Source organism: Pseudoalteromonas sp. P80D2, assembly GCF_036680945.1.
Lineage (GTDB): Bacteria > Pseudomonadota > Gammaproteobacteria > Enterobacterales > Alteromonadaceae > Pseudoalteromonas > Pseudoalteromonas shioyasakiensis.
Map to the genome: position 1 here is coordinate 111,334 of NZ_JAZDAR010000037.1, position 21,733 is coordinate 133,066.

Annotated in this window: 21 protein-coding genes; 14 read left to right on the plus strand and 7 right to left on the minus strand. The window is 42.2% G+C overall.

What is annotated here, in order from left to right:
* Nucleotides 1-115: 115 nt before the first annotated feature.
* Together VRK28_RS10805 and sthA are read left to right on the plus strand one after the other, a co-directional pair.
* The gene (locus tag VRK28_RS10805) at nucleotides 116-1,249 is read left to right on the plus strand and encodes an acyl-CoA desaturase (RefSeq protein ID WP_058586121.1); all 1,134 of its coding nucleotides are present in this window, start codon (nucleotides 116-118) and stop codon (nucleotides 1,247-1,249) included.
* A 13-nt stretch (nucleotides 1,250-1,262) separates the two neighbouring features.
* On the plus strand, nucleotides 1,263-2,693 hold the full coding sequence (gene sthA, locus VRK28_RS10810; RefSeq protein WP_062564769.1) for a Si-specific NAD(P)(+) transhydrogenase: 1,431 nt from the start codon (nucleotides 1,263-1,265) through the stop codon (nucleotides 2,691-2,693).
* Nucleotides 2,694-2,751: 58 nt separating this feature from the next.
* Here sthA and hemE read toward each other — a convergent pair whose 3' ends face one another.
* Nucleotides 2,752-3,816: a uroporphyrinogen decarboxylase gene (hemE, locus tag VRK28_RS10815; protein ID WP_130050295.1), complete on the minus strand. Its 1,065-nt coding sequence runs from the start codon at nucleotides 3,814-3,816 to the stop codon at nucleotides 2,752-2,754.
* A gap of 612 nt (nucleotides 3,817-4,428) precedes the next feature.
* On the opposite strand from hemE, the gene VRK28_RS10820 reads away from it, so the two are divergent.
* Both VRK28_RS10820 and VRK28_RS10825 read left to right on the plus strand, forming a co-directional pair.
* A complete protein-coding gene (locus tag VRK28_RS10820) occupies nucleotides 4,429-4,899 on the plus strand; it encodes an Rsd/AlgQ family anti-sigma factor (protein WP_054562902.1) in 471 nt (156 codons plus the stop codon).
* 142 nt (nucleotides 4,900-5,041) lie between these two features.
* A complete protein-coding gene (locus VRK28_RS10825) occupies nucleotides 5,042-6,088 on the plus strand; it encodes a S66 peptidase family protein (protein WP_332393914.1) in 1,047 nt (348 codons plus the stop codon).
* A 54-nt stretch (nucleotides 6,089-6,142) separates the two neighbouring features.
* On the opposite strand, the gene fkpA is transcribed toward VRK28_RS10825, so the two are convergent.
* Complete coding sequence (gene fkpA, locus VRK28_RS10830) at nucleotides 6,143-6,898, minus strand: FKBP-type peptidyl-prolyl cis-trans isomerase (RefSeq protein WP_062564767.1); 756 nt, start codon at nucleotides 6,896-6,898, stop codon at nucleotides 6,143-6,145.
* A gap of 200 nt (nucleotides 6,899-7,098) precedes the next feature.
* Here fkpA and VRK28_RS10835 point away from each other — a divergent pair, with 200 nt between their 5' ends.
* Nucleotides 7,099-8,097 (plus strand): WD40 repeat domain-containing protein, encoded by a 999-nt coding sequence (locus VRK28_RS10835; protein ID WP_063529198.1) that lies wholly within the window; start codon nucleotides 7,099-7,101, stop codon nucleotides 8,095-8,097.
* Entirely contained in the window at nucleotides 8,084-8,296 is a 213-nt protein-coding gene (locus VRK28_RS10840) for a SlyX family protein (RefSeq protein ID WP_054554490.1), read from the plus strand. The genes VRK28_RS10835 and VRK28_RS10840 overlap by 14 nt, the downstream gene beginning before the upstream one ends.
* 23 nt (nucleotides 8,297-8,319) lie before the next feature.
* Here VRK28_RS10840 and VRK28_RS10845 read toward each other — a convergent pair whose 3' ends face one another.
* A complete protein-coding gene (locus tag VRK28_RS10845) occupies nucleotides 8,320-8,523 on the minus strand; it encodes a YheV family putative zinc ribbon protein (RefSeq protein WP_130167384.1) in 204 nt (67 codons plus the stop codon).
* 129 nt (nucleotides 8,524-8,652) lie between these two features.
* Between VRK28_RS10845 and VRK28_RS10850 the strand changes: the two genes are divergently transcribed.
* Together VRK28_RS10850 and VRK28_RS10855 are read left to right on the plus strand one after the other, a co-directional pair.
* On the plus strand, nucleotides 8,653-10,572 hold the full coding sequence (locus VRK28_RS10850; RefSeq protein ID WP_332393915.1) for an ATP-binding cassette domain-containing protein: 1,920 nt from the start codon (nucleotides 8,653-8,655) through the stop codon (nucleotides 10,570-10,572).
* Entirely contained in the window at nucleotides 10,559-10,978 is a 420-nt protein-coding gene (locus VRK28_RS10855) for a TIGR02444 family protein (protein ID WP_332393916.1), read from the plus strand. The genes VRK28_RS10850 and VRK28_RS10855 overlap by 14 nt, the downstream gene beginning before the upstream one ends.
* 416 nt (nucleotides 10,979-11,394) lie before the next feature.
* Here the strand turns inward: VRK28_RS10855 and VRK28_RS10860 are convergent, their stop codons facing one another.
* From VRK28_RS10860 to VRK28_RS10870, 3 genes are all read right to left on the minus strand, one after another.
* The gene (locus tag VRK28_RS10860) at nucleotides 11,395-12,810 is read right to left on the minus strand and encodes a mannose-1-phosphate guanylyltransferase/mannose-6-phosphate isomerase (protein WP_332393917.1); all 1,416 of its coding nucleotides are present in this window, start codon (nucleotides 12,808-12,810) and stop codon (nucleotides 11,395-11,397) included.
* A gap of 65 nt (nucleotides 12,811-12,875) precedes the next feature.
* A complete protein-coding gene (locus VRK28_RS10865) occupies nucleotides 12,876-13,649 on the minus strand; it encodes an amidohydrolase (RefSeq protein WP_332393918.1) in 774 nt (257 codons plus the stop codon).
* The gene (locus tag VRK28_RS10870) at nucleotides 13,637-14,779 is read right to left on the minus strand and encodes a methionine aminotransferase (protein ID WP_332393919.1); all 1,143 of its coding nucleotides are present in this window, start codon (nucleotides 14,777-14,779) and stop codon (nucleotides 13,637-13,639) included. Before VRK28_RS10870 ends, VRK28_RS10865 begins: the two co-directional genes overlap by 13 nt.
* A gap of 99 nt (nucleotides 14,780-14,878) precedes the next feature.
* On the opposite strand from VRK28_RS10870, the gene VRK28_RS10875 reads away from it, so the two are divergent.
* The 5 genes from VRK28_RS10875 to VRK28_RS10895 all read left to right on the plus strand — a co-directional run bounded on the left by VRK28_RS10875 (nucleotide 14,879) and on the right by VRK28_RS10895 (nucleotide 19,331).
* A complete protein-coding gene (locus VRK28_RS10875; RefSeq protein ID WP_055020556.1) occupies nucleotides 14,879-15,508 on the plus strand; it encodes a methylthioribulose 1-phosphate dehydratase in 630 nt (209 codons plus the stop codon).
* Nucleotides 15,505-16,191 carry an acireductone synthase gene (gene mtnC, locus VRK28_RS10880; RefSeq protein ID WP_332393920.1) on the plus strand — a complete coding sequence of 229 codons (687 nt, stop codon included), beginning with the start codon at nucleotides 15,505-15,507 and terminating at the stop codon, nucleotides 16,189-16,191. The genes VRK28_RS10875 and mtnC overlap by 4 nt, the downstream gene beginning before the upstream one ends.
* Entirely contained in the window at nucleotides 16,188-16,730 is a 543-nt protein-coding gene (locus VRK28_RS10885) for a 1,2-dihydroxy-3-keto-5-methylthiopentene dioxygenase (protein WP_332393921.1), read from the plus strand. Before mtnC ends, VRK28_RS10885 begins: the two co-directional genes overlap by 4 nt.
* Before the next feature lies 1 nt (nucleotide 16,731).
* Nucleotides 16,732-17,073 carry a gamma-glutamylcyclotransferase family protein gene (locus VRK28_RS10890; RefSeq protein ID WP_055020559.1) on the plus strand — a complete coding sequence of 114 codons (342 nt, stop codon included), beginning with the start codon at nucleotides 16,732-16,734 and terminating at the stop codon, nucleotides 17,071-17,073.
* 95 nt (nucleotides 17,074-17,168) lie between these two features.
* The gene (locus VRK28_RS10895; protein WP_332393922.1) at nucleotides 17,169-19,331 is read left to right on the plus strand and encodes a winged helix-turn-helix domain-containing protein; all 2,163 of its coding nucleotides are present in this window, start codon (nucleotides 17,169-17,171) and stop codon (nucleotides 19,329-19,331) included.
* Nucleotide 19,332: 1 nt separating this feature from the next.
* Here the strand turns inward: VRK28_RS10895 and mtnA are convergent, their stop codons facing one another.
* The gene (gene mtnA / locus VRK28_RS10900) at nucleotides 19,333-20,361 is read right to left on the minus strand and encodes an S-methyl-5-thioribose-1-phosphate isomerase (protein WP_332393923.1); all 1,029 of its coding nucleotides are present in this window, start codon (nucleotides 20,359-20,361) and stop codon (nucleotides 19,333-19,335) included.
* Between the two features lie 145 nt (nucleotides 20,362-20,506).
* Between mtnA and mtnK the strand changes: the two genes are divergently transcribed.
* A complete protein-coding gene (gene mtnK / locus VRK28_RS10905) occupies nucleotides 20,507-21,724 on the plus strand; it encodes an S-methyl-5-thioribose kinase (RefSeq protein WP_062566296.1) in 1,218 nt (405 codons plus the stop codon).
* Nucleotides 21,725-21,733: the final 9 nt, after the last annotated feature.

Sequence of the window (21,733 nt, forward strand, 5' to 3'; positions counted from 1 at the left end):
GAAACTCCCAGCGTGAACTTTTAATGATTTTTCGGTTAATGAGACAGTCTAATACTTGACGCGGAGAGAATGAAACACTATTTTAGCGTACAACTGTACGCCGAGATTTATTCAGATGAAAAAACCACCGATTATTTGGACCAATGTGCTATTTTTTAGCCTTACATTTTTGGCCGCGATCACCCTTGTTCCTTGGTATGGCTTTAGCTACGGATACACCAGTACACAGTGGATAGCCTTTGTTGGCTGTATGTTCTACGCCGGACTTTCTATTACTGCAGGTTATCATCGTTTATGGGCACACAAAGCCTATGATGTGCATCCTGTTATTGAAGTGATTTTTGCCTTAGGCGGTGCTTTTGCATTACAAAATAGTGCCTTGCACTGGAGTAGCGATCACCGTATTCACCATGGTCAAGTTGATGATCCAATCAAAGACCCTTACGCCGCTACTAATGGCTTTTGGTATAGCCACATCGGTTGGATGCTGCGCGATTACCAAGGCGAACAATACGGTAACTACAGTAACTGCCGAGACTTACAAAAAAACAAAGTCGTTATGTGGCAACACCGTCACTATATGAAGTTAGTCGTCGCGACTAATTTTGGTATTCCTTTACTACTTGGTTTAATGCTTGGCGATGTATGGGGCATGTTATTACTGGTTGGTTTACTGCGCTTAGTATTGAGCCAACACTTTACCTTTTTTATCAACTCGCTGGCACATATCTGGGGCTCACGTCCGTACACAGAAAAAAACACCGCCCGTGATAATGGCTTTTTAGCGCTATTCACATATGGTGAAGGCTATCATAACTTCCATCACATTTTTGCTAGCGACTATCGCAATGGCATTAAGTGGTATCACTATGATCCAACTAAGTGGATGATCCGCTCTTTAGCGGCAATCGGTCTTGCTTCAAAATTAAAGCGCACACCGATTGAGCGAATCGAAAAAGCCAAAGCAGAAACCTTGATGAATAAGACTCAAGGTCGCCTTGCAAAATTGCCTTTAGCGCAAGATAAGCTTACATTATTACAATCTGAGTACGATTTACTGCTGAAAAAACTGCAACACTTCTGTGCCTTGCAAAAACGCGTGTTAGAAATCAAACGTAATAAAATGATGAAACAGTGTGAAAAATCAGCATTAATGACACAATATCACGAGCTTGAAGCCGCTTGGGAAAACCAAAAGCAGGCTTGGCTTGCACTAAATGCGAGGTTGTTAAAAGCCTCTTTTAGTTAACATAGGAGCGGCTGTGGCCAAACAACAAGTAAAGCAAAAAGATACTCCATCTTATCAATATGATGCGATCATCATAGGTACAGGTCCTGGCGGTGAAGGTACCGCCATGAACCTATCTAAAAGTAACAAAAAAGTCGCTGTTATTGAGCGTCAAGAAGCAGTAGGTGGCGGTTGTGTGCACTGGGGTACTATCCCGTCAAAAGCATTACGTCACTCTGTAAGTCGTTATATTGAATATAAAGCAAACCCGCTATTTAATATTAGTGAACGCCCTAACCGCTTAACTTTCCCAGATATTTTGCGCCACGCAAGTAACGTCATTTCAAAGCAATCTAATTTACGCAGCAGCTTTTATGAACGTAACCGCATTCATATGTATCAAGGTGATGCTGAATTTATTGATAAACACACTATCAAAGTGACGCACCTAGACGGTTCGTTTGAAACGCTTACTGCACAAACAATCGTTATTGCTACTGGCTCGCGCCCTTACCGTCCACCAGGTGTAGACTTTAAACACCCACGTATATACGACAGCGATACCATTTTAGGCCTTGAAGATGACCCTCATCGTGTGCTGATTTATGGTGCTGGTGTAATTGGTTGTGAATACGCCTCTATTTTTAAAGGCTTAGGCGCCAAGGTTGACCTAGTGAATACCCGTGACCGCCTACTTGCCTTTATGGATGCAGAAATTTCAGATGCTCTAAGCTATCACTTTTGGAATAGCGGTATTGTTATCCGTCATAATGAAGAGTTTGATCGCGTAGAAACTCGCGATGACTGTGTGGTAATGCACTTAAAATCAGGCAAGCGCGTAAAAGCTGACTGTATTTTATTTGCCAATGGTCGTACGGGTAACACAGACACATTAAACCTTGAAGCTGTTGGCCTAAAAGCGGATGGTCGTGGCCAGCTTAGAGTGAATGAAACATACCAAACAGAAGTCGATAACATTTATGCTGTGGGCGATGTAATAGGTTACCCAAGCCTTGCCAGTGCGGCATTTGACCAAGGCCGTATTGCAGCCGATGCGATTGCATGTGGTAACTGTGATGAAAAGCTGATCATTGATATTCCAGCAGGTATTTATACGATCCCTGAAATGAGCTCAGTGGGTAAAACCGAGCAAGAGTTAACTGCTGCAAAAGTCCCTTACGAGGTAGGCCGTGCTCAATTTAAGCATTTAGCGCGTGCGCAAATTGCAGGCACTGAGGTGGGTAGCTTAAAGATTTTATTCCATGTTGATACCAAAGAAGTACTGGGTGTGCACTGCTTCGGTGAGCGTGCCTCTGAAATCGTTCACATCGGTCAAGCGATTATGGAACAAAAGAACGGCGGTAATAACATTGATTACTTTGTAAATACCACGTTCAACTACCCGACTATGGCTGAAGCCTATCGCGTAGCTGCATTAAATGGTTTAAATCGTTTGTTTAAATAACGAAGTGAATTACAACAAAAAGCCCGCTAAATGCGGGCTTTTTTTGACTAGCTTTTGCTTACTTGTGGTATTTACCACTGAATTCATGAACGGCGTTGATAAATACACCTGCATTTTCTGGGTCTACATCTGGTGTAATACCGTGACCTAGGTTGAATACATGGCCAGAGCCTGTACCAAAGTCTTCTAGGATAGTAGCAACTTCTTGGCGAATACGCTCAGGCGTGCCATGCAGCATTGCTGGGTCCATGTTGCCTTGCAGCGCGACTTTATCGCCAACACGACGCTTTGCATCACCGATGTTAATAGTCCAGTCTAGACCTACTGCATCACAGCCTGTTGCTGCAATTGCTTCAATCCACTGACCACCATTTTTAGTAAATAACGTCACAGGCACTTTACGGCCATCGTATTCGCGAATTAAGCCATCAACAATCTTGTGCATGTATTGTAATGAAAACTCATTGTAATCACGTGGGCTTAATACACCGCCCCATGAGTCAAATACCATTAACGATTGCGCGCCCGCTTTAACTTGCGCGTTTAAATAGTCGATTACTGAGTCAGCTAATTTATCAAGTAATAGGTGCAGTGTTTGTGGCTCTGCAAAGGCCATTTTCTTGATTTTACCGAATGTTTTGCTGCTACCACCTTCAACCATGTAAGTGGCAAGTGTCCAAGGTGAACCAGAGAAACCAATTAGCGGTACTTCACCTTTTAATTCGCGACGAATCGTACTTACCGCATTCATCACATAACCAAGCTCATCAGTTGGATCGATATTTGGGATTTTTTTAACATCTGCTAATGAAGAAATCGGACGTTCAAATTTTGGACCTTCACCTGTTTCAAAGTAAAGACCTAAGCCCATAGCATCAGGAATAGTTAAAATATCACTGAATAGAATTGCAGCATCAAGCGGATAACGACGTAATGGCTGTAACGTTACTTCACAAGCAAGTTCAGCGTTTTTACATAAACTCATAAAGTCGCCTGCTTGGGCACGTGTAGCACGGTATTCAGGTAAATAGCGGCCAGCTTGGCGCATCATCCATACCGGTGTGACATCAACAGGTTGCTTTTGTAGTGCACGTAAATAACGATCGTTTTTTAATTCGCTCATGCGTATAGAATCCTAGAACTGAATGAAATTGAGCAGATTGTATCACCATATTGCGCGTCTCACTATGGATAGATAATCAAGGCTAGATATAGATCATGTTTTTTCAGCCAACCTAAGCCTAATGTGCGTTTTTTGAGCGAAAACAAAATAAATTTAAAACTTTCTATTAATAAATTTGCAACATACAAAAAAGCTTGGTATAACTTACCCCGCGTTAACAAAAACAATAATAAAAATCTTATAACAATAAGAACAACAATCTTCCCATAATAATAAGAACGCTTGTTTTAACAAGTCTAAGAAAAAGAATTAAACCACCAATTTTGGTGGTTTTTTCTTTTCTAAATCAGCAAATTACAACTCATCCGCTTAGATAAAAATTGCAAAATTAATACTAGTAGTTTTGAATCAATTCCCATACACTGCAATGAGAGCAAAAAAAGTCCACTCTAAAAACAAGGTCATTTTTTGGCCTATTCAATGCTGAAAAGTATGTCTTTAGAATGACTTTTACAATCTGTTGCAATTAGACACTAAGAATTTAGTTGATCTTTGTGTCATATTTCCTTTTTATATATACAAAGGAAAACCTACTCAGCGAGGAGATGAAATATGCTGACGCGTTTGGAAAAAGCTCAACAAAAATGGGGTGGTAGTCACTCTGTAATCGACAAATGGCTCACAGAACGTCAAGAGCTGCTTGTGTTGTTCTGCCGTATTGCAGGCTTTTCACCGTACGAAAAGAAAGATCATGCCCTTCCTGATCAGCTGCAAATTCAAAACTTTTGCCAAATTCTGATGGATTACCTTTCTGCTGGCCATTTCGAAATTTACGACGACATTGCCAAAGCGTGTGAAGAAAAAGGTCCTGAGAGCCAAAAGCTGGCGAATGCCTTATACCCGCGCATTTCTGAAACCACAGATGTAGCACTCGACTTTAACGACAAATACGCAGAAGTTGACAAAGATGACTTGCTTGATGAGTTTGATAAAGACCTATCAATCTTAGGCGAAGCACTTGAACTGCGCTTTGAGCTAGAAGATGAGTTAATCGACAACTTATATTCTAATCACACCAGCTAACAGCTTAGTTGCACAGCAGAGAAACACTCTCTGCTGTAGTGTTTTTGCCTTGCCAAAAAGAATCATCTATTCCATTTCGTAACAAATATTTGAAATATTTTTTTCAATGCGATACTCATACTATAAAAACATGAGGCTCGCTATGAATAAACGGTCATTTTTAAAGTCACTTTCAATTCTTGCCGCTGGCGCAAGTCTGACATCAGCTCCTTTAATGGCGGCGCAGAATACTAGCACCCAAACATTAATTAAGCCAAAAGCGCTGGAAAAATGCGGCACAATTGGTGTGTGTAGCCCGTCAGCTGCCACTGCCGAACAGGCTGATATCATACTAGCAAAAGGCGTTATAGAGGCACTGGGATACAAGGCTAAGCTTGCACCAAACATTTTAGCAAGACGCGGCCATTTAGCTGGCACTGATGCAATGCGAGCCGGAGACTTAAATAGTTTATTCAGCGACAAAGAGGTTGATGCCATTTTGTGTTTACGTGGCGGTTCAGGCGCTGCCCGTATTTTACCTTTGCTAGACTACGCAATGATCCGTAACAACCCAAAACCTCTGATGGGCTATTCGGACATTACCGCTCTTCACAATGCATTACTGTCTCAAGCTGGGTTAATCAGCTTTCATGGCCCAAATGCATCGAGTGACTGGAACCCGTTTCATGTTGCGCAATTTAAGAGCATGTTCGAAGCGCGTAAGCTAATACAATTCCAAAACTTACCAAAAGCCGATGATGAGCTTGTTAACACACAGTATCTGACCCAAACGATTACACCAGGTAAAGCCTCTGGACGATTAATCGGTGGCAACTTAACGGTACTGACAGCCCTTGCAGGCTCGAGTTATTTACCAGACTTTAATGGCGCAATTTTATTTTTAGAAGATATCGACGAAGCGCCGTATCGAATTGACAGAATGATGAGCACACTAAAACTCATGGGCGCACTTGATAAAATTGCAGGCTTTGTATTTGGCGATTGTAATGACTGTAAGCCAGGCCGTGGTTATGGATCGTTAACCCTTGACGATATTTTTGCAGATTATATAAAACCACTGGGGATCCCTGCCTATCGTGGGGCTATGATTGGCCATATTAAGCGTCAATTTATCCTGCCTGTTGGCACTGTGGTTGAGCTTGATGCAGATAGTGGCACATTAAAAATGAAAGAAGCGGCATTTAGTTAATAAAATTTGCGCATAAAAAAAGGGCTAAAAAGCCCTTTTTTATTGAGTTAAATATTACTCAGCTGGTACAGCTTTGTCATCGCTTTGGATTTCAAGTAATTCTACTTCAAAAACAAGCGTTGAGTTTGCTGGGATCTTACCAAGATCACGCTCACCGTATGCAAGTTCAGATGGAATAGTGAACTTGTACTTAGAGCCAACTGGCATTAATTGTAAACCTTCAGTCCAACCAGGGATCACACGGTTAAGTGGGAAAGTAGTTGGCTCATTACGTGAGTAAGAGCTATCGAACTCAGTACCGTCTAATAAAGTGCCTTTGTAGTGTACTTTAACAACGTCAGTTGCTACTGGCTTTTCGCCTTCACCTTCAGTGATCACTTCGTACTGTAGGCCAGACTCAGTTACTGTAACGCCTTCTTTTTTCGCGTTTTCAGCTAGGTATTTTTCGCCTTCAGCTTTGCTCTTTTCAGATTCTACTTTCGCTTTTTCTTGTTGTTTAGTGCGAATGCTTTGATCAAGCGCCGTTAACACTTCACGAATTTTTTCGTCATCAAGTTTAGCGTTACCCGCTAGTGCGTCTTCAAAACCACGCTTAAGAAGTGCTTCGTCTAGTTCAACGCCTAGCGCTTTTTTATCAGCAAGGTCTTGGTTTAAGAAGTTACCAACAGATGCACCAATACCGTATGCTTGTTGTTGAGCTTCAGTCTCTAGTTTAACTTCAACTTGCTGTTCTTTTTTTGCTTCCTGATTACAAGCTGTAAGCGCTAAAACTGACGCTGCAATCAATGACAATTTAATCGTCTTTCTCATTTTATATCTCCGACACACTTTGCAGTTGTCAATTATTGTATTATTACTAGTTAAAGATTAACGACCTACATGGTAGGCTGCTTGTCTAATAACTAACGTCATGCCTATGCATGATCAGCGATTAGACTAACAACCTAGGCCTTCAACGAGACCTAGTCTAACCTCTCAATCACTAAGAGTTAAGGGGAAATATTCGTAATATGTCGATATTTCGTACTTTTTTGTATCTGCTCAGCCTTTGCTTAGTTGTAGCCTGCTCTGAGCAACATGAGCAATCAACTGCACGCTATGAGCATGCGGCTAAAGGTGCCTTCGCCAGTGCGCTGTCACACGATGGCAAATACAGCTTAATCTCATCAATACACCATGGGGTCGCACTGTGGGATAATCAACAACAGGTGCTAAAATACCAATGGTTTCAACAACAAAATCAAGATAGCTTGGTTCATACTGTTGCTATCTCTTACGACAATAGCCATGCAGTTACCGCTGAGAAGTCCACCTTTGCAGTGTGGGACATTGCCACGGGCAACAACACGGGTTATTACAAAATACACGCCTCAACAATTCGAGATATCGCGATAAGTAACCAAGGGCGCAGTGTATTATATGGCCGCGCCGACGGTGTAGTCGTTTACCTCGACTTAGAGAGTGGCAGGCGCATAGAGTTCCTTGGCCACCAAGAAAAAGTCAATGTTGTTGATCTATCGCCTAACGGTCACTACGCCATTAGCGGCTCAAATGATTATGTTGCTTACTTTTGGGATACTCGCACAGGGCAAGTGATCCACCGCTTTAATCACCCAAGTCGCGTTACTCAAGTCGCCCTTGATCCACAAGGTCGTTACGCATTTACCGCAGACAGTATGAAGCAAGCAAATGTATGGCAACTGACTACAGGTGATCTTGTTAGCAAACTGGCGTATATTGCGCGTCAGAAAATTTTTACCGCCGTCCGTTTTAACGATGAAGGCACTTTAATTGCCACCGGTTCACCCAATCGATTGGTTGATTTATGGCAGCTAGAGTCGGGTAAAAAATTACAAACGTGGCAAGTGATTCCTCGTGAAGGAAGCCGCCCGAAATCAGCCGTGGTGTTAGATGTTGCGTTTACTGATAACAACCAAGCGTTATTAACCGAAAGCTCCAGCGGATTCGCTGAAAGTTTTAATCTAAGAGAATCAAATGAATACAATTGAAGATCGTCTAATGGAACTTGAAGCGAAAGTCGCTTTTCAAGATGAAACAATTGAAATATTAAACGATGAGCTTAAAGCGCACCAACAGCAGCTGGCTAAAATGAAACGCCAGACAGAGTTACTTGCAGAAAAGATTAAAGAAGCGCAGCAGCCATCTTTAATGTCACAAATGCAAGAGCCGCCACCGCCGCACTATTAATTAGGTAGTGATAGAGCCGGGAATTAATCGCCCGGCTTAAATACACCAATCACTTGCTCAAATTGGCGTGTTGAGGCTTGCACTGCCTGCTCTGGTTGCGTCATTTTGTGGCCACACTGTACGCACTCCACTTTTTCCACATCATGTTCTTTATAAAGCATCATGGTATCCATGGCCTTACACTCAGGGCATGATGCGCCAGCAATAAAGCGTTTCTTTTGTTTCATAGATGATCTCCCGTGGCATGTAGGCGGCTATTTTAGCCTAATAATTCTCTGTTTGATACGATTGCGAAGGCTAATGTGATCCGTGTTATGATAGCGGCAATTTAATCAGTGCTGTGCAAGTAAACATTCATGATCCAAATTTCAGACATCGAACTTCTACGTGGTGGTAACGCCTTACTAAAAGGGGCCTCTGCAACCTTATTCCCAGAGCATAAAGTCGGCCTTGTTGGCGCTAATGGCTGTGGTAAATCAACGCTGTTCGCGCTATTAAAGTCTGAATTGCAACTCGATGCCGGTGAATGCCAAATTCCTAAAGACTGGTCAATTGCCTCTGTGAAGCAAGAAACACCCGCGCTCGAAATCAGCGCTCTAGATTATGTATTACAGGGTCATCCGGAATATTACGCGCTAAGAATTGCACTACGCGAAGCTGAGCAAAATAACGACGGCGATGCGCAGGCAAAAGCACATATTGGCCTAGAACATATTCAAGGCTATAGCATTGAGGCAAAAGCAGGAGAGCTATTACACGGTTTAGGTTTTAGTAATGAGCAAATAGACAACCCTGTGAGTGCCTTTTCTGGTGGCTGGCGTATGCGCTTAAACTTAGCACAAGCACTGATCCGTGATGCCGATTTATTACTGCTGGATGAGCCAACCAACCACTTAGATCTCGATGCTGTTTACTGGTTAGAGCGCTTTTTACGTGCCTACACAGGCACTCTAGTGCTTATTTCCCATGACCGAGAGTTCTTAGATGCCGTTGTTGACCAAATTTGGCACATAGACGCACAAAAAATAAATGTTTATAAAGGCAATTACTCGCAATTCGAACGCCAAAAAGCAGAGCGCTTATTACAACAACAAGCGATGTTCGAAAAGCAACAAGAACAAATTGCTCACCTAGAAAAATTCATTACGCGCTTCAAAGCAAAAGCCAGTAAGGCTAAGCAAGCACAAAGCCGCGTAAAAGCCCTAGAGCGTATGGAAAAGCTGGCTCCAGCCCATGTTGACTCACCCTTTGATTTTGAATTTTCTGAGCCAACAGCACTGCCAAACCCATTAATGACTCTCGACCAAGCCAAAGCAGGCTATGGCGACACCACCATTTTGCATAGCATCAAGCTAAACCTAGTGCCGGGTAGCCGTATTGCGCTGCTTGGCCGAAATGGTGCGGGTAAATCAACACTGATTAAATTATTAGCTGGCGATTTACAGCCTCAAGCAGGTGAAGTATTTCAGCATCAGGGCTTAAATATTGGTTACTTTGCGCAGCATCAACTCGAGTCACTCGATTTAAAAGCCAGTGCAGTGACCCATTTACAACGTTTAAATCCGCAAGCTCCAGAGCAATCACTGCGTGACTTTTTAGGTGGCTTTGCATTCTTTGGCGATAAAGCACTTGAGCCAGTTGCGCCATTTTCTGGCGGTGAAAAAGCCCGTTTAGTACTAGCAATGCTGGTATATCAAAAGCCAAACCTACTGTTACTAGATGAGCCAACCAACCACCTAGATTTAGAAATGCGTCATGCTTTAGTTATGGCGCTGCAAGGTTTTGAAGGCGCTATGGTTACCGTATCGCACGACCGCCACATGCTTAAAAATACCGCTGATGAGTATTACCTCGTTGATAACGGCGAAGTAACACAATTTGGTTATGACCTTGATGCCTATTACCAATGGCTACTCAATGCCAATAAAGAAGCTGCTAAAAGCCCTGAAGACAATGCCCCTAAAGCCCATTCAAGCGTTAACCGCAAAGAGCAAAAGCGCTTAGAAGCTGAGTTCAGAAAGTCAGTGCAGCCGTTGAAAAAGCAAATCGAAAAGCTTGAAAAGCAACTTGATAAGTACTCTACAGAGCTTGGGGAAATCGAAAACGCACTTGCCGACAATGACTTATACAATGATGAAAATAAAGCCAAACTGACAGAGCTACTCGCTAAGCAAGCAAGCTTAACACCCAAGCTTAATGACGTTGAAGAAGAGCTGCTCATGGCACTTGAAGAGCTTGAAAAAAAAGAGCAAGCCTTTGCCGATGAAACCGCTTAACAGCGAACAGTTTTGGCAGTTTGCATGTCAGCTTTACAGCAAAGACGGCATGCAAACCAAGCTACTAAGCTATCAAGACCTGCAAGGCAAAAATGTGAACCTTTGCCTGCTGCTTTATTATCTTGATTCTTTAGAGCTGGCTGTAACACCCTCTCAACTGAGTGAGCTTGAGTCGTGCATTGCCGAATTTGACCAACAAGCTTTACAGCCCCTACGAGCCACACGCGCCTACCTGAAAACTATTCAAAACGAGGTTTCAGACTACCCCACCATCCGCAAAGAGCTACTGAGCGCAGAACTAAAACTAGAAAAACAACAGCAACAATTACTGATAAACACAGCGAATACGATGGCATTCACTCAGTACACAAATGCTGAAAATATAAGGCTTTATGTTGGTAGTTAGTTAGCGAGTTAGCGAGTTAGCGAGTTAGCGAGTTAGCGAGTTAGCGAGTTAGCGAGTTAGCGAGAGTAAAGTTTAAAGAGTCTAGGTCAAGCCTAATCAGAGGAAAGGTTTACATGGATTATGTTGGGCTTCGCTGTGCTCAAACCAACCTACCCGAAGAATGAACAAAGTGAATGCTGAGTAAGACACCGCACTTAACAACTCCACCGCTCAACTGACGTCTGAAAGCTGATAGCTGATAGCTGATAGCTCCGCTTACGTTGGGTTTCGCTTCGCTCAAACCAACCTACCCGAAGAATGAATAGGGCGAATGCTGAGTAAGACACTGCACTCAACAACTCCACCGCTCAACTGACGTCTGACGGCTGAAAGCTGATAGCTCCGCTTACGTTGGGTTTCGCTCCGCTCAAACCAACCTACTCCCTCCCATACCTATCATCAAATCGCTCGATGTCAGTTTCATCAAGTATCGCTCCGGTTTGTACTTCGATAACGATCAGTGGCGTGTTTTGTTGATTAGCAAGACTGTGTAATTGTTTAGCCGCAATATAACAAGATTGATCAGCTGTTAATTCAAATTCGTCATCGCCTACTCGCACACTTGCCACGCCAGATACGACAACCCAGTGCTCTGCACGGTGCTGATGGCGTTGAGTTGAGAGTTTTGCACCGCTGTTTACGATTATTTTCTTTACTTTAAAGCCTGTACTTTCAATTAAAGTTCGATAGTTGCCCCAAGGTCTAAATACGGCTTGATGGTGGGTTAGTTTATCGTTATCGACAACAGCAAGCTGTTTAAGTAAATCTGGGAGCTTATCGAGCGCACTTTTGTCTGCCACTAAGGTGGCATCGTGAGTATGTATAATTGCTTGATTACTCACGCCGAGCGCTGCAATAGTATGGTCAGCTTCGCTGATAAGTAGATTATTTTCGCTATCTAAACTTACCCCTTGCGAGGCTAAATAATTGCCATGCTGGTCTTTTTCTGCGATTTTCGATAATGCAGAAAAGCTGCCGACATCACTCCAATTTAAATCAACAGGAATAACAGCAACGTTATCGCTACGCTCCAAAATAGCATAATCAATAGAATCACTAGGACATGCTGTAAGCTCAGCCGCAATAGGCCGTTGAAAACCTAAATCTGCGGTGAAGCTAGCCGCCTTTGCGACACTGTCAGCAATCTTTGGTGCAAAACGATTAAGCTCACTCAAGTACACATCTGGTAAAAATAAAAACATGCCGCTATTCCAGCCATACTCACCACTGGCAAGGTATTTTTCGGCTAATTGCAGGGCTGGTTTTTCTTTGAATTCAGCCACCTTAAAACAACCTTCATGGGCTAACTGCTCGCCTTGGCGAATATAACCATAGCCGGTATGTGGTTCAGTGGGAGTAATGGCAAAGGTTACTAATTGTTGTTGCTGACAAAGCGCTATCGCATTATCTAAGCAGACAATAAGCTTATCAAAATCACTGATATGATGATCAGCAGGCATGACTAGTAAGGGGTCGGTTAGACCATTTTGCAATGCAAATTCAGCGGCCAAGGCAATCGCTGGCGCGGTATTTTTACCTTCAGGCTCAAGCAATAAAGTATAGTTATCTGTGATTTCTGCAATTTGCGTTTTAGCAATAAAACGATGCTCTTCATTACACACTAAAATTGGCGCATTAAATCGTGAGTCAGCTACTCGTAAAAGCGTGCTCTGTAAGAGTGATTTTTCGCTAAGTAAAGATAAAAACTGCTTAGGCATCGCTTTACGCGATAAAGGCCATAAACGAGAACCTATGCCACCAGCAAGAATAACGGGGGTGATTTTGCGACTCATGATTGCTTATAGTAAATAATCCAACCATGAGTTTAACAAATTTTTGAGTATGCGGCTTCGAGCAATTACAGTAACTGAAATTGATCAGCATCTAAGTGAGCAGGAAACGCTCTTCGAAAGTCATCAAGCGGTGACTTTTCTAAGCGCTGAATAATGATACCCGATTGATCATCTTCAAGCTTAGCCAAGGTGTCGCCTTTAAAATCATAAACGGCAGTACCACCACTGTGGGCAACATTATTACCATCAGCACCAATGCGATTCACACCCACGACATAACAGAGGTTTTCCATTGCGCGTGCTTTTAGAAGAGTATCCCAGACATGGCGACGTACCGCCGGCCAATTAGCTACGTTGATCATCACATCGTAGTCGTTGCAATTACGCTGAAATACAGGAAAGCGTAAGTCGTAACACACTTGCGGCAAAATGCGAAAATCATTGATTGCGAATATCTCGCGCTGCTCGCCTGCTGCAACGAAATTGCCTTCGTTACCTAAACAGAATAAATGGCGTTTGTCGTAATACTTCACTTCACCATTTGGCCAAACCCAATAAAAGCGATTAGCCTTTTTGTCGCCTTTTGCAACTAAAACAGAGCCTGCAACCACAGCATTTTTTTGCTTAGCTGTAGCTTTTAACCAATTAAGTATCTCGCCTTGTTCTGGTTCGCTGCAATCTAGATTAATCGCAAAACCCGTGGCAAATGTTTCTGGCAAGACAATTAAATCAACTTGCTCGTTAAAACTGTTAAGCTGCTCTGTAAAGTGCGCAAGATTAGCGCTTTTATCAAGCCAATGCAGTGATGACTGCACTAAAGCTAAGGTTAAAGTTGGCATAAAATCTCCGCGGCACGTTTTAATGTGTCATCATTTTTAGCAAAACATAAACGAATCACTTTGTCGCTGCTTGCGCTGTTATAAAACACACTGAGTGGTACAGCTGCAACACCCGCTTGCTCAACCAGCCATTGGCAAAACTCAACATCATCAAGATCAGACACATCACTATAATCGAGTAGCAAAAAGTAGGTGCCTTCACTTGGTAATATTTTAAAACGGCTTTGCGCTAGTGCTTCGCTGAGCAAGTCGCGTTTTTGTTGATAAAAACCACTAAGTTCATCAACATGTTCTGGCTCTAACTCGAGCATATCGGCTAGTGCATGCTGGGCAGGCGTAAAGCTTGAAAAAGTCACATATTGGTGAATTTTACGAAACTCCCCCATTAATTGGGCTGGTGCAACACAATAACCCATCTTCCAGCCGGTGCTATGAAAAGTTTTGCCAAAGCTTGAGATCACAAAACTGCGTGCAAATAACTCAGGGTCGGTCAGCGCACTTAAATGCAAAGCGCCATCAAAGGTAATGTGCTCATACACTTCATCGCTAATTACATATAAATCATGCTTATTAACAAGCGCTTTAAGGGCATTAATATCTTCTGTTTTAAAGATTTTACCGCTTGGGTTATGTGGCGTGTTGATGATGATGACACGTGTTTTGTCTGTTATAACATCAGCTACAGCTTGCCAATCGATTTTGTAGTCTGGCGCATGTAAGGCAACATGAACTGAGCGACCGCCGGCAAGTTCAATTGCCGGTTGATACGAGTCATACGCGGGGTCAAATACCACAACTTCATCACCCTCTTTAACAAGCGCTTGAATTGCTACGAATAATGCCTCTGTTGCCCCAGAGGTGACGGTAACTTGTTGCTCGTAATTTATGTTGTTATGGTATTTTCTAGCAATTAAAGCCGCTATTTGCTGTTGTAGCTTTGTAACCCCACTTGAAGGCGCATATTGATTCACCCCCTCAAGTACATAATGATTGAGCTGTTTTTTTAGTAATTCTGGTGCATCAAATTCAGGAAAACCCTGAGATAAATTAAGCGCTTGGTGCTTATTTGCTAGAGCGGTCATTTGACTAAAAATACTGGTGCCTAAATTCGGCAATTTACTTTCAAACACAGAGGTTCCTTAAAGATGGTTTTGCGCCCGAAGCGATGCTATCATTGCTTAAAACAGATGTATAGCCGTCTAAATAACTTTTAGAATGTCGAGGAATATATGCATAACAATACCGCTATTTCAGAACTAATTGAAGCTGGTAAATGGGTAAGCCAACGTGGCTGGGTCCCTGCTACTGGTGGTAACTTTTCAGCCCGCACTGCAAGCGGTTATGTCGTCACAGCAAGTGGCTTCGATAAAGGTCAACTCGGCACTCATGCATTTATTGAATTTGATCATGAAGGTAATCGTACTAAAGGCTCTGGCAATCCATCAGCTGAAACTGAGCTACATTTAAATATGTATAAGCTGATCCCATCAGCTAAATTTGTTTTGCACACTCATTCTGTTGCGGCAACCGTGTTATCTCGCGTGATCAAAGGCCACGCTATCAATTTGCATGGCTACGAAATGCAAAAATCTTTAAGCGGTGTCAAATCGCACTTAGATACCTTAACTATTCCTATTTTTGATAATGACCAAGACATTGACCGTTTAAGCTTACTGGTCAGTGATCATCACCTTCACACGCCTATTGAGCATGCTGTATTAATTCGTGGCCATGGTTTATATGTCGTTGGTCGAGATATCAAAGAAGTACTTCGCCATTTAGAAGGCTTAGAGTTTCTATTTAGCTGTGAGCTTGAGCGCCTAAAACTAGAAGGTATTCAAGCTGGAGTTCAGCCATGATCAAAGCGATTTTAACCGATATTGAAGGCACAATTACCCGCATTTCTTTTGTTAAAGACGTATTATTTCCTTACGCGGCAGGGCAATTACCTGAGTTTGTGAAGTCACATCAAAGTGACCCAGAAGTAGCAGCCCAAATTGAGGCCGTTAAAGCACATATTGAACAACCAGAAGCCGATATCGACACGGTTATTAGCCATTTAATTCATTGGATTGAAACGGATCAAAAAATTACCCCACTTAAGCAGTTACAAGGGTTAATTTGGCAAACAGGCTACGAAAATGGTGACTTTACTGGCCACCTTTACCCTGATGCTTATGACTTTTTACAAGCCCAAAAACAAGCTGGTAAAAGTTTATATGTCTACTCATCAGGCTCAGTAAAAGCGCAGCACCTGATTTTTGAGTTTTCTGATTATGGTGATGTTAGACCGTTATTCAGTGATTACTTCGACACCAAAGTTGGCGCAAAACAACAGCAGAGCTCTTATGAAAATATTATTGCAGCCTTGCCTTTTGAAGCTGCAGAAGTGCTGTTTTTAAGTGATGTGGAAGCAGAGCTTGATGCTGCCAAAGCTGCTGGTCTTGGCACTTTACACCTTGTTCGCGATGGCCAAGCAGTAAGCGATGCTCACCCATATATCAACGACTTTTCGGAATTTAGTGCGGAGCTTTTAGCATGAGCCAATTAACTATTTATAACGATAACAACGCAAACGACATACTGTTTCATAGTGAAGACTTAAGTGCGATTGCCAATGAACTAAAAACAGTTGGCGTTCGCTTTGAGCAATGGCAAGCAACGGCACAGATTGACCAAGATACCAGCCATGACGCAATTTTAACTGCTTATGCTAAAGATATAGAGCGCTTAAAAGCTGAAGGGGGCTATCAAACAGTGGATGTTATTTCGCTTGCTAAGGGTAATCCAAATGCCAGCGAACTACGCGGTAAGTTCTTGTTTGAACATACACATAGCGAAGATGAAGTTCGTTTTTTTGTGAAAGGCCAAGGTTTATTCTGCTTACACTTAGGCGACAAAGTGTATCAAGTGCTTTGCCAACAAGGCGACCTAATTTCAGTACCAGAACTCACACCACATTGGTTTGATATGGGCAGCGACCCTGAATTCACAGCAATTCGCTTATTCAATAATACCGAAGGTTGGGTCGCTAAAAGTACTGAGTCAACTATTGCTACCAACTTCCCACTGCTGGACTAACATGGAAAAACTATTCTCGTACGGTACCTTACAGTACCCGCAGGTTCAGCTTGATACCTTCGGGCGTTTGCTCGAAGGTCAACCTGCTACGCTAACTGGGTATGTCATTGGTGAAGTCGAGATCACCGACGAAGCCGTACTTAAAAGTAGTGGTCAACGCTTTCACCCGGCTTTAATCAAAACAGGCAAACAAACTGATATTGTTAATGGCACTATTTATTTAATCACCGAACAAGAGCTTGCTCAGGCAGATACTTACGAAGTAGATGATTATCAGCGAATTGCAGAAACATTCCAATGTAACAACCAAGCTTGGCTATATGTTGCAAAAAACAGCCTTTAATTTACAAATATAAAACAAAAAGACCCAAATTAAGAACAAAAGCTGCTATTATCCTCCCCATTAATAAGTACTAATTATTTGCTAAAGGACTAAACATGGGGTCGGCATTTTCACCCTTACGCGATACCGTTATTTATGTGGGTGAGTGGCAACTTAACACTCAGCAGCAAACCATCAGCGATGGCACTCATAAGCGTGAACTAGAACCTTTATTATTTAAATTACTGTGTTTCTTTATTGAGCATAATGATCGCATTATCACTCGCCAAGAGCTGGTTGAGAATATTTGGCAACAAAGCTTTGTTGATGACAATGCCATTAACCGTGCCATCTCTGAACTAAGAAAAACTCTTAAATCAGAAAAACAGCCCGGGCAAACCATTAAAACCCATTATCGCAAAGGTTATAGTCTATTTATTGAAGTTAAGCCTCTTGATCACACTGTGAGTACTGAGCCGCTTAAAACAGAAAATGTAATAACAGTAGATAAAGACGCTGATACTCAAGTTAAACCTACGGCCATTAATGAACAAAAAGTGCATTCTTCACGCTGGCCATGGCCTTTTGCAGCGTTAGTGCTTGGTTTATTGATTACTGCTATTTGGTTATTTTCACAACAGCCTAAAGCAAATGATGAAGTACAAAACGAAGCGCCATTTTTAGACCTGCAAGCTGAAACCATTTCATGGCATAAAGGCTCTCACTATCGTTTAATGCTAAGCCATGACAAAACTAAGCTTGCTTATATTCTAGAAAATGATGGTCAAAGTCTTTTTGTCGTCGACCTAACCACTAAAAAAGAATACGTGATTGCCTCTGGCAATATCTTTTTACAGGGTTGGTCTGAGGATGGAGAGCGATTATTTTACGGCTCTTGTGAAAACAAAGACTACAGCGATTGCATCACTTGGCAAGCAAGCAACCTGTTATCAAGTGAAGCGTTAATAAAGCCACGTATCAACCAATCTTTGCTTAATTCTCAGCCAAGTCAGTACATTGAAGTGGGTGATGTCGCAATTTCAAGGCGTAATAATTACCGTGGCTTAACTCATTTATATGCTTTATATGCACAAGATTTAAAAACCGGTGAAGAAATTCGCATCACCACACCCAATATCACTGGCACTGGGGACTTTATTTTAACAACTATAAAAAACCCGAGCCGCATCATCTTTGAGCGCCATAATGTTGGCCAAGTAGAGATATACATGGCGAATTTAGATGGCAGCTCGCTAAAGCTTTTAACTACCAACGATTACCGTGCATGGGTAGCCACATATGATGAGCAGACCAACTCACTAATTTGGTATAGCCGCGGCACATCAACTATTGAATCATTCTCTTTTGATAGTATGAGTCGACAACCCGCTATAACAGCGCCGGTAAAACGAGCAAATTATGCTTACCCTTTAAGCAAAGAAAGTGTGTTGATCAGTACTGACCTTCACGATAAAGATGCCGCAGTCTTTGACCTTAATTCAAAAACAATGAGTTATATCGCCACAGCGAATAAGCATGAAGACGACTTAGTCGCATTAGCTAATAATGATGTGTACTTCTCTGACTTTGAGTTTTCAGAACGACAACACTGGCTCAGAAAAGCAAACCAATACATCAATATCACTGGCAAAATTGGTGAAGATAGTTCAGTAATTGCAGCAAATAGTGACAGTAGCCGACTTGTTAGCTTTAATAAAGCCGATCAGCAATTAACATTATTAAATGCTGCTGATTTCTCAGAAATTAAGCACTGGACACTTCCTGGTAGTACCAAGCTGGCAGCTATAAGGGGTAACAAGATTGCCGTGCTATATACCGATCTTAGCAATCAGCTAAATCAAATAATGATTCTTCACACCAACAGCGATGAAGTGATTAAAAGCACTATAGATACACCCCTAGCTATTGCATGGTATGACGATACACAGCTGATTGTGCATTCTAAATACGATAAATACCTGCTTTTAGACAGCGATAACAACACCTATAGTGAGCTGACTACACCAGACAAACTAACTGAGTTAAAGCCTTCTATTGTGTCGATGGCAAGTAACCTACATAGTTTGTATATCGCCACTGATACTGAAGTTTTCAGCATTAATTTAGCCACAATGCAGGGCGTTGAGTCAGTACTTCAAATGAAGCCTTCTCACTATATATCGCGCCTTAATGCTAAAAACGACAAGCTGGCAGTGACCTTCTTAACTGCCAACAATCAAAATAGCATTGAGCTCTACACTAAAAAAAGCGCAGAGTAATTTACGACTTTAACTGTTTTAGAATACCTTGCTCGATATCGGACTGGTTATAAACGCCGCTATCGAGCACCCAACCTGTGACTAGGCTCGCCGGTGTCACATCAAATGCCGGGTTATAAACCTTCGCGTTAGTCGGTGCCCACATCGCTTCACCAAAACTACCACTAACACCGCGCACTTCATTAGGACTGCGTTGCTCAATTTCGATATCTGCACCACACAACGTTTGTGTATCAAGTGTCGTAAGTGGTGCAACGACATAAAATGGAATGTTATGGAAATCCGCTAACACAGCGAGATTATAAGTGCCGACTTTATTGGCAAAATCACCGTTTGCAGCAATACGGTCTGCCCCTACAAATATTTTATCTACTTTGCCCACAGCCATTAAACTGGCTGCCATGTTATCGCAAATCAAAGTATAAGGGATTTGCCAACGCTCAAGCTCAAAAGCTGTTAAGCGGCCGCCTTGCAGTAACGGTCGTGTCTCATCAACCCAAACATGAATATCACCATGGCGTTGCTGCGCTTTATAAATCACACCTAATGCAGTGCCGACACCCGCAGTCGCTAACGCACCAGTATTACAGTGCGTTAAAATGTTATCTCCCTTATTTACCAAAGCCGCACCACGTTCTGCCATGCTATCGCAAAGGGCAATATCTTCTTTAAATAACTGCTCAGCAGTTGCGACAACAGCTGCAACATAATCAGTCTCTGCAAGCGCTGCACGTAACTTGGCCATGCAGTGCATAAGGTTTACCGCTGTTGGGCGTGTTGCTTCTAGTTCATCTATAGCAACCGCAAGTGCTGATTGACTCATGCCCTGCTCGGCTAGGTGTGCAACCAATAAGCTAGCACCTAAGCCGATTAAAGGCGCTCCCCGGATTTTCAAAGTCAAAATCAAATCTTTCATCGTTTCAACATCGTTACATACATGCCAATGCTGTTGATGTGGCAATAAATACTGATCAAGCACGGTTAGCGTACCTTGCTGATATTTAATACTGCTGGCGATGAGATCTTGCATACTGAATCCGAATAACTAATGAATAACTAATTTAAGTGAATAGTTATTTTACATCAGTTTTGACAACTAACAAGCTAGATGTATGGACATCTAAACGGTTATAGGTATAGAATGCTCAAAGTTAATTGTATTACGAGATAGAGCCATGGCTAAATACACTGCCTTTAATGCAGAGCATGCTGTTGATTACATTAAAGAACTTGTTAAAAGTGAACTAATTTCAGTCTTCCCTGCTGATGCAACACTGACTGCATACGAGTTTGGAGACGGAAACTTAAACTTAGTTTTTCGGGTTGCTGATCAGCACAACAACAGTGTAATTCTAAAGCAAGCACTCCCTTATGCCCGCTGCGTAGGTGAGTCATGGCCATTATCGTTAGACCGCGCAAGAGTCGAAGCCGAAGTATTGATTAATCATGGTAAGTTGTGCCCAGAGCATACCGTGGCGATATTGCATCACGATGTCGAGCTGGCATTAACCGTGTTAGAAGATTTAGGTGAGTTACAAATTTTACGTGGTGCACAAATCAACGCAGAGCAATTTCCATTATTGGCCAGCCACGTTGCGCTCTACTTAAGCCGTACAGGCTTTTATAACTCAGACTTTTACTTATCTGCTGAAGATAAAAAAGCCAAAGTCAGTCAATTTATTAATCCTGATTTATGTAAGATCACAGAAGACTTATTCTTTACTGATCCTTACATTGAGCATGAGCGCAATAATTTCCCTGCTGAGCTTAATGAACACGTCGAAAGTATTCGAAATAATGATGGTTTAAAACTGGCCGCGGCCAAATTAAAAGCTAAATTTTTATCTTGCCCACAAACTTTATTGCATGGCGATATGCACAGTGGCAGCATTTTTGTTGATAGCAAAACAACTAAAATGATCGACCCTGAGTTTGGCTTTTTTGGCCCTGTTGGCTTTGATATCGGCTCATTTATGGGTAACTTGCTTCTAAATTACTGTGCCCAAAACGCCCGCATTACAGAGCAAGCAAAACGCCGCCAGTATCAAACCCATTTATTAACCTGCTTACAAGACTGTTATAGCCAATTTGAGCAACATTGGTTAAACCTAGCAAGCAGCGAAGCAACTGATATTAGCTTTGCAAACCGCGCCTTTATCGAAGATTACTTACAACACGTATTGCGTGATGCAATTGGTTACTGTGGCGCTGAACTTATTCGCCGTACTATTGGTTTAGCCCATGTTGCAGATATAGACGGTATTGAAGATGCACAAGCTCGTTTAGCAGTACAACAGCAAACGCTCGTACTCGGCGAGCAACTGATGCTCAATGCCACAAGCTGTAACAATAAAGATGAATTCTTTTCTTTATTAATCAGTTTATTAAACTAATAGTCAAAA

Bases quoted from the DNA above. Each gene is read 5' to 3' on its own strand.
- VRK28_RS10840 (WP_054554490.1), top strand. From the start codon at position 8,084: ATGAATACAATTGAAGATCGTCTAATGGAACTTGAAGCGAAAGTCGCT.
- VRK28_RS10890 (WP_055020559.1), top strand. From the start codon at position 16,732: ATGGAAAAACTATTCTCGTACGGTACCTTACAGTACCCGCAGGTTCAG.
- VRK28_RS10825 (WP_332393914.1), top strand. From the start codon at position 5,042: ATGAATAAACGGTCATTTTTAAAGTCACTTTCAATTCTTGCCGCTGGC.
- VRK28_RS10835 (WP_063529198.1), top strand. From the start codon at position 7,099: ATGTCGATATTTCGTACTTTTTTGTATCTGCTCAGCCTTTGCTTAGTT.
- VRK28_RS10865 (WP_332393918.1), bottom strand. From the start codon at position 13,649: ATGCCAACTTTAACCTTAGCTTTAGTGCAGTCATCACTGCATTGGCTT.
- VRK28_RS10850 (WP_332393915.1), top strand. From the start codon at position 8,653: ATGATCCAAATTTCAGACATCGAACTTCTACGTGGTGGTAACGCCTTA.
- VRK28_RS10885 (WP_332393921.1), top strand. From the start codon at position 16,188: ATGAGCCAATTAACTATTTATAACGATAACAACGCAAACGACATACTG.
- hemE (WP_130050295.1), bottom strand. From the start codon at position 3,816: ATGAGCGAATTAAAAAACGATCGTTATTTACGTGCACTACAAAAGCAA.
- VRK28_RS10875 (WP_055020556.1), top strand. From the start codon at position 14,879: ATGCATAACAATACCGCTATTTCAGAACTAATTGAAGCTGGTAAATGG.
- VRK28_RS10820 (WP_054562902.1), top strand. From the start codon at position 4,429: ATGCTGACGCGTTTGGAAAAAGCTCAACAAAAATGGGGTGGTAGTCAC.
- VRK28_RS10805 (WP_058586121.1), top strand. From the start codon at position 116: ATGAAAAAACCACCGATTATTTGGACCAATGTGCTATTTTTTAGCCTT.
- mtnA (WP_332393923.1), bottom strand. From the start codon at position 20,361: ATGCAAGATCTCATCGCCAGCAGTATTAAATATCAGCAAGGTACGCTA.
- VRK28_RS10895 (WP_332393922.1), top strand. From the start codon at position 17,169: ATGGGGTCGGCATTTTCACCCTTACGCGATACCGTTATTTATGTGGGT.
- mtnC (WP_332393920.1), top strand. From the start codon at position 15,505: ATGATCAAAGCGATTTTAACCGATATTGAAGGCACAATTACCCGCATT.
- fkpA (WP_062564767.1), bottom strand. From the start codon at position 6,898: ATGAGAAAGACGATTAAATTGTCATTGATTGCAGCGTCAGTTTTAGCG.
- mtnK (WP_062566296.1), top strand. From the start codon at position 20,507: ATGGCTAAATACACTGCCTTTAATGCAGAGCATGCTGTTGATTACATT.
- VRK28_RS10845 (WP_130167384.1), bottom strand. From the start codon at position 8,523: ATGAAACAAAAGAAACGCTTTATTGCTGGCGCATCATGCCCTGAGTGT.
- VRK28_RS10860 (WP_332393917.1), bottom strand. From the start codon at position 12,810: ATGAGTCGCAAAATCACCCCCGTTATTCTTGCTGGTGGCATAGGTTCT.
- VRK28_RS10855 (WP_332393916.1), top strand. From the start codon at position 10,559: ATGAAACCGCTTAACAGCGAACAGTTTTGGCAGTTTGCATGTCAGCTT.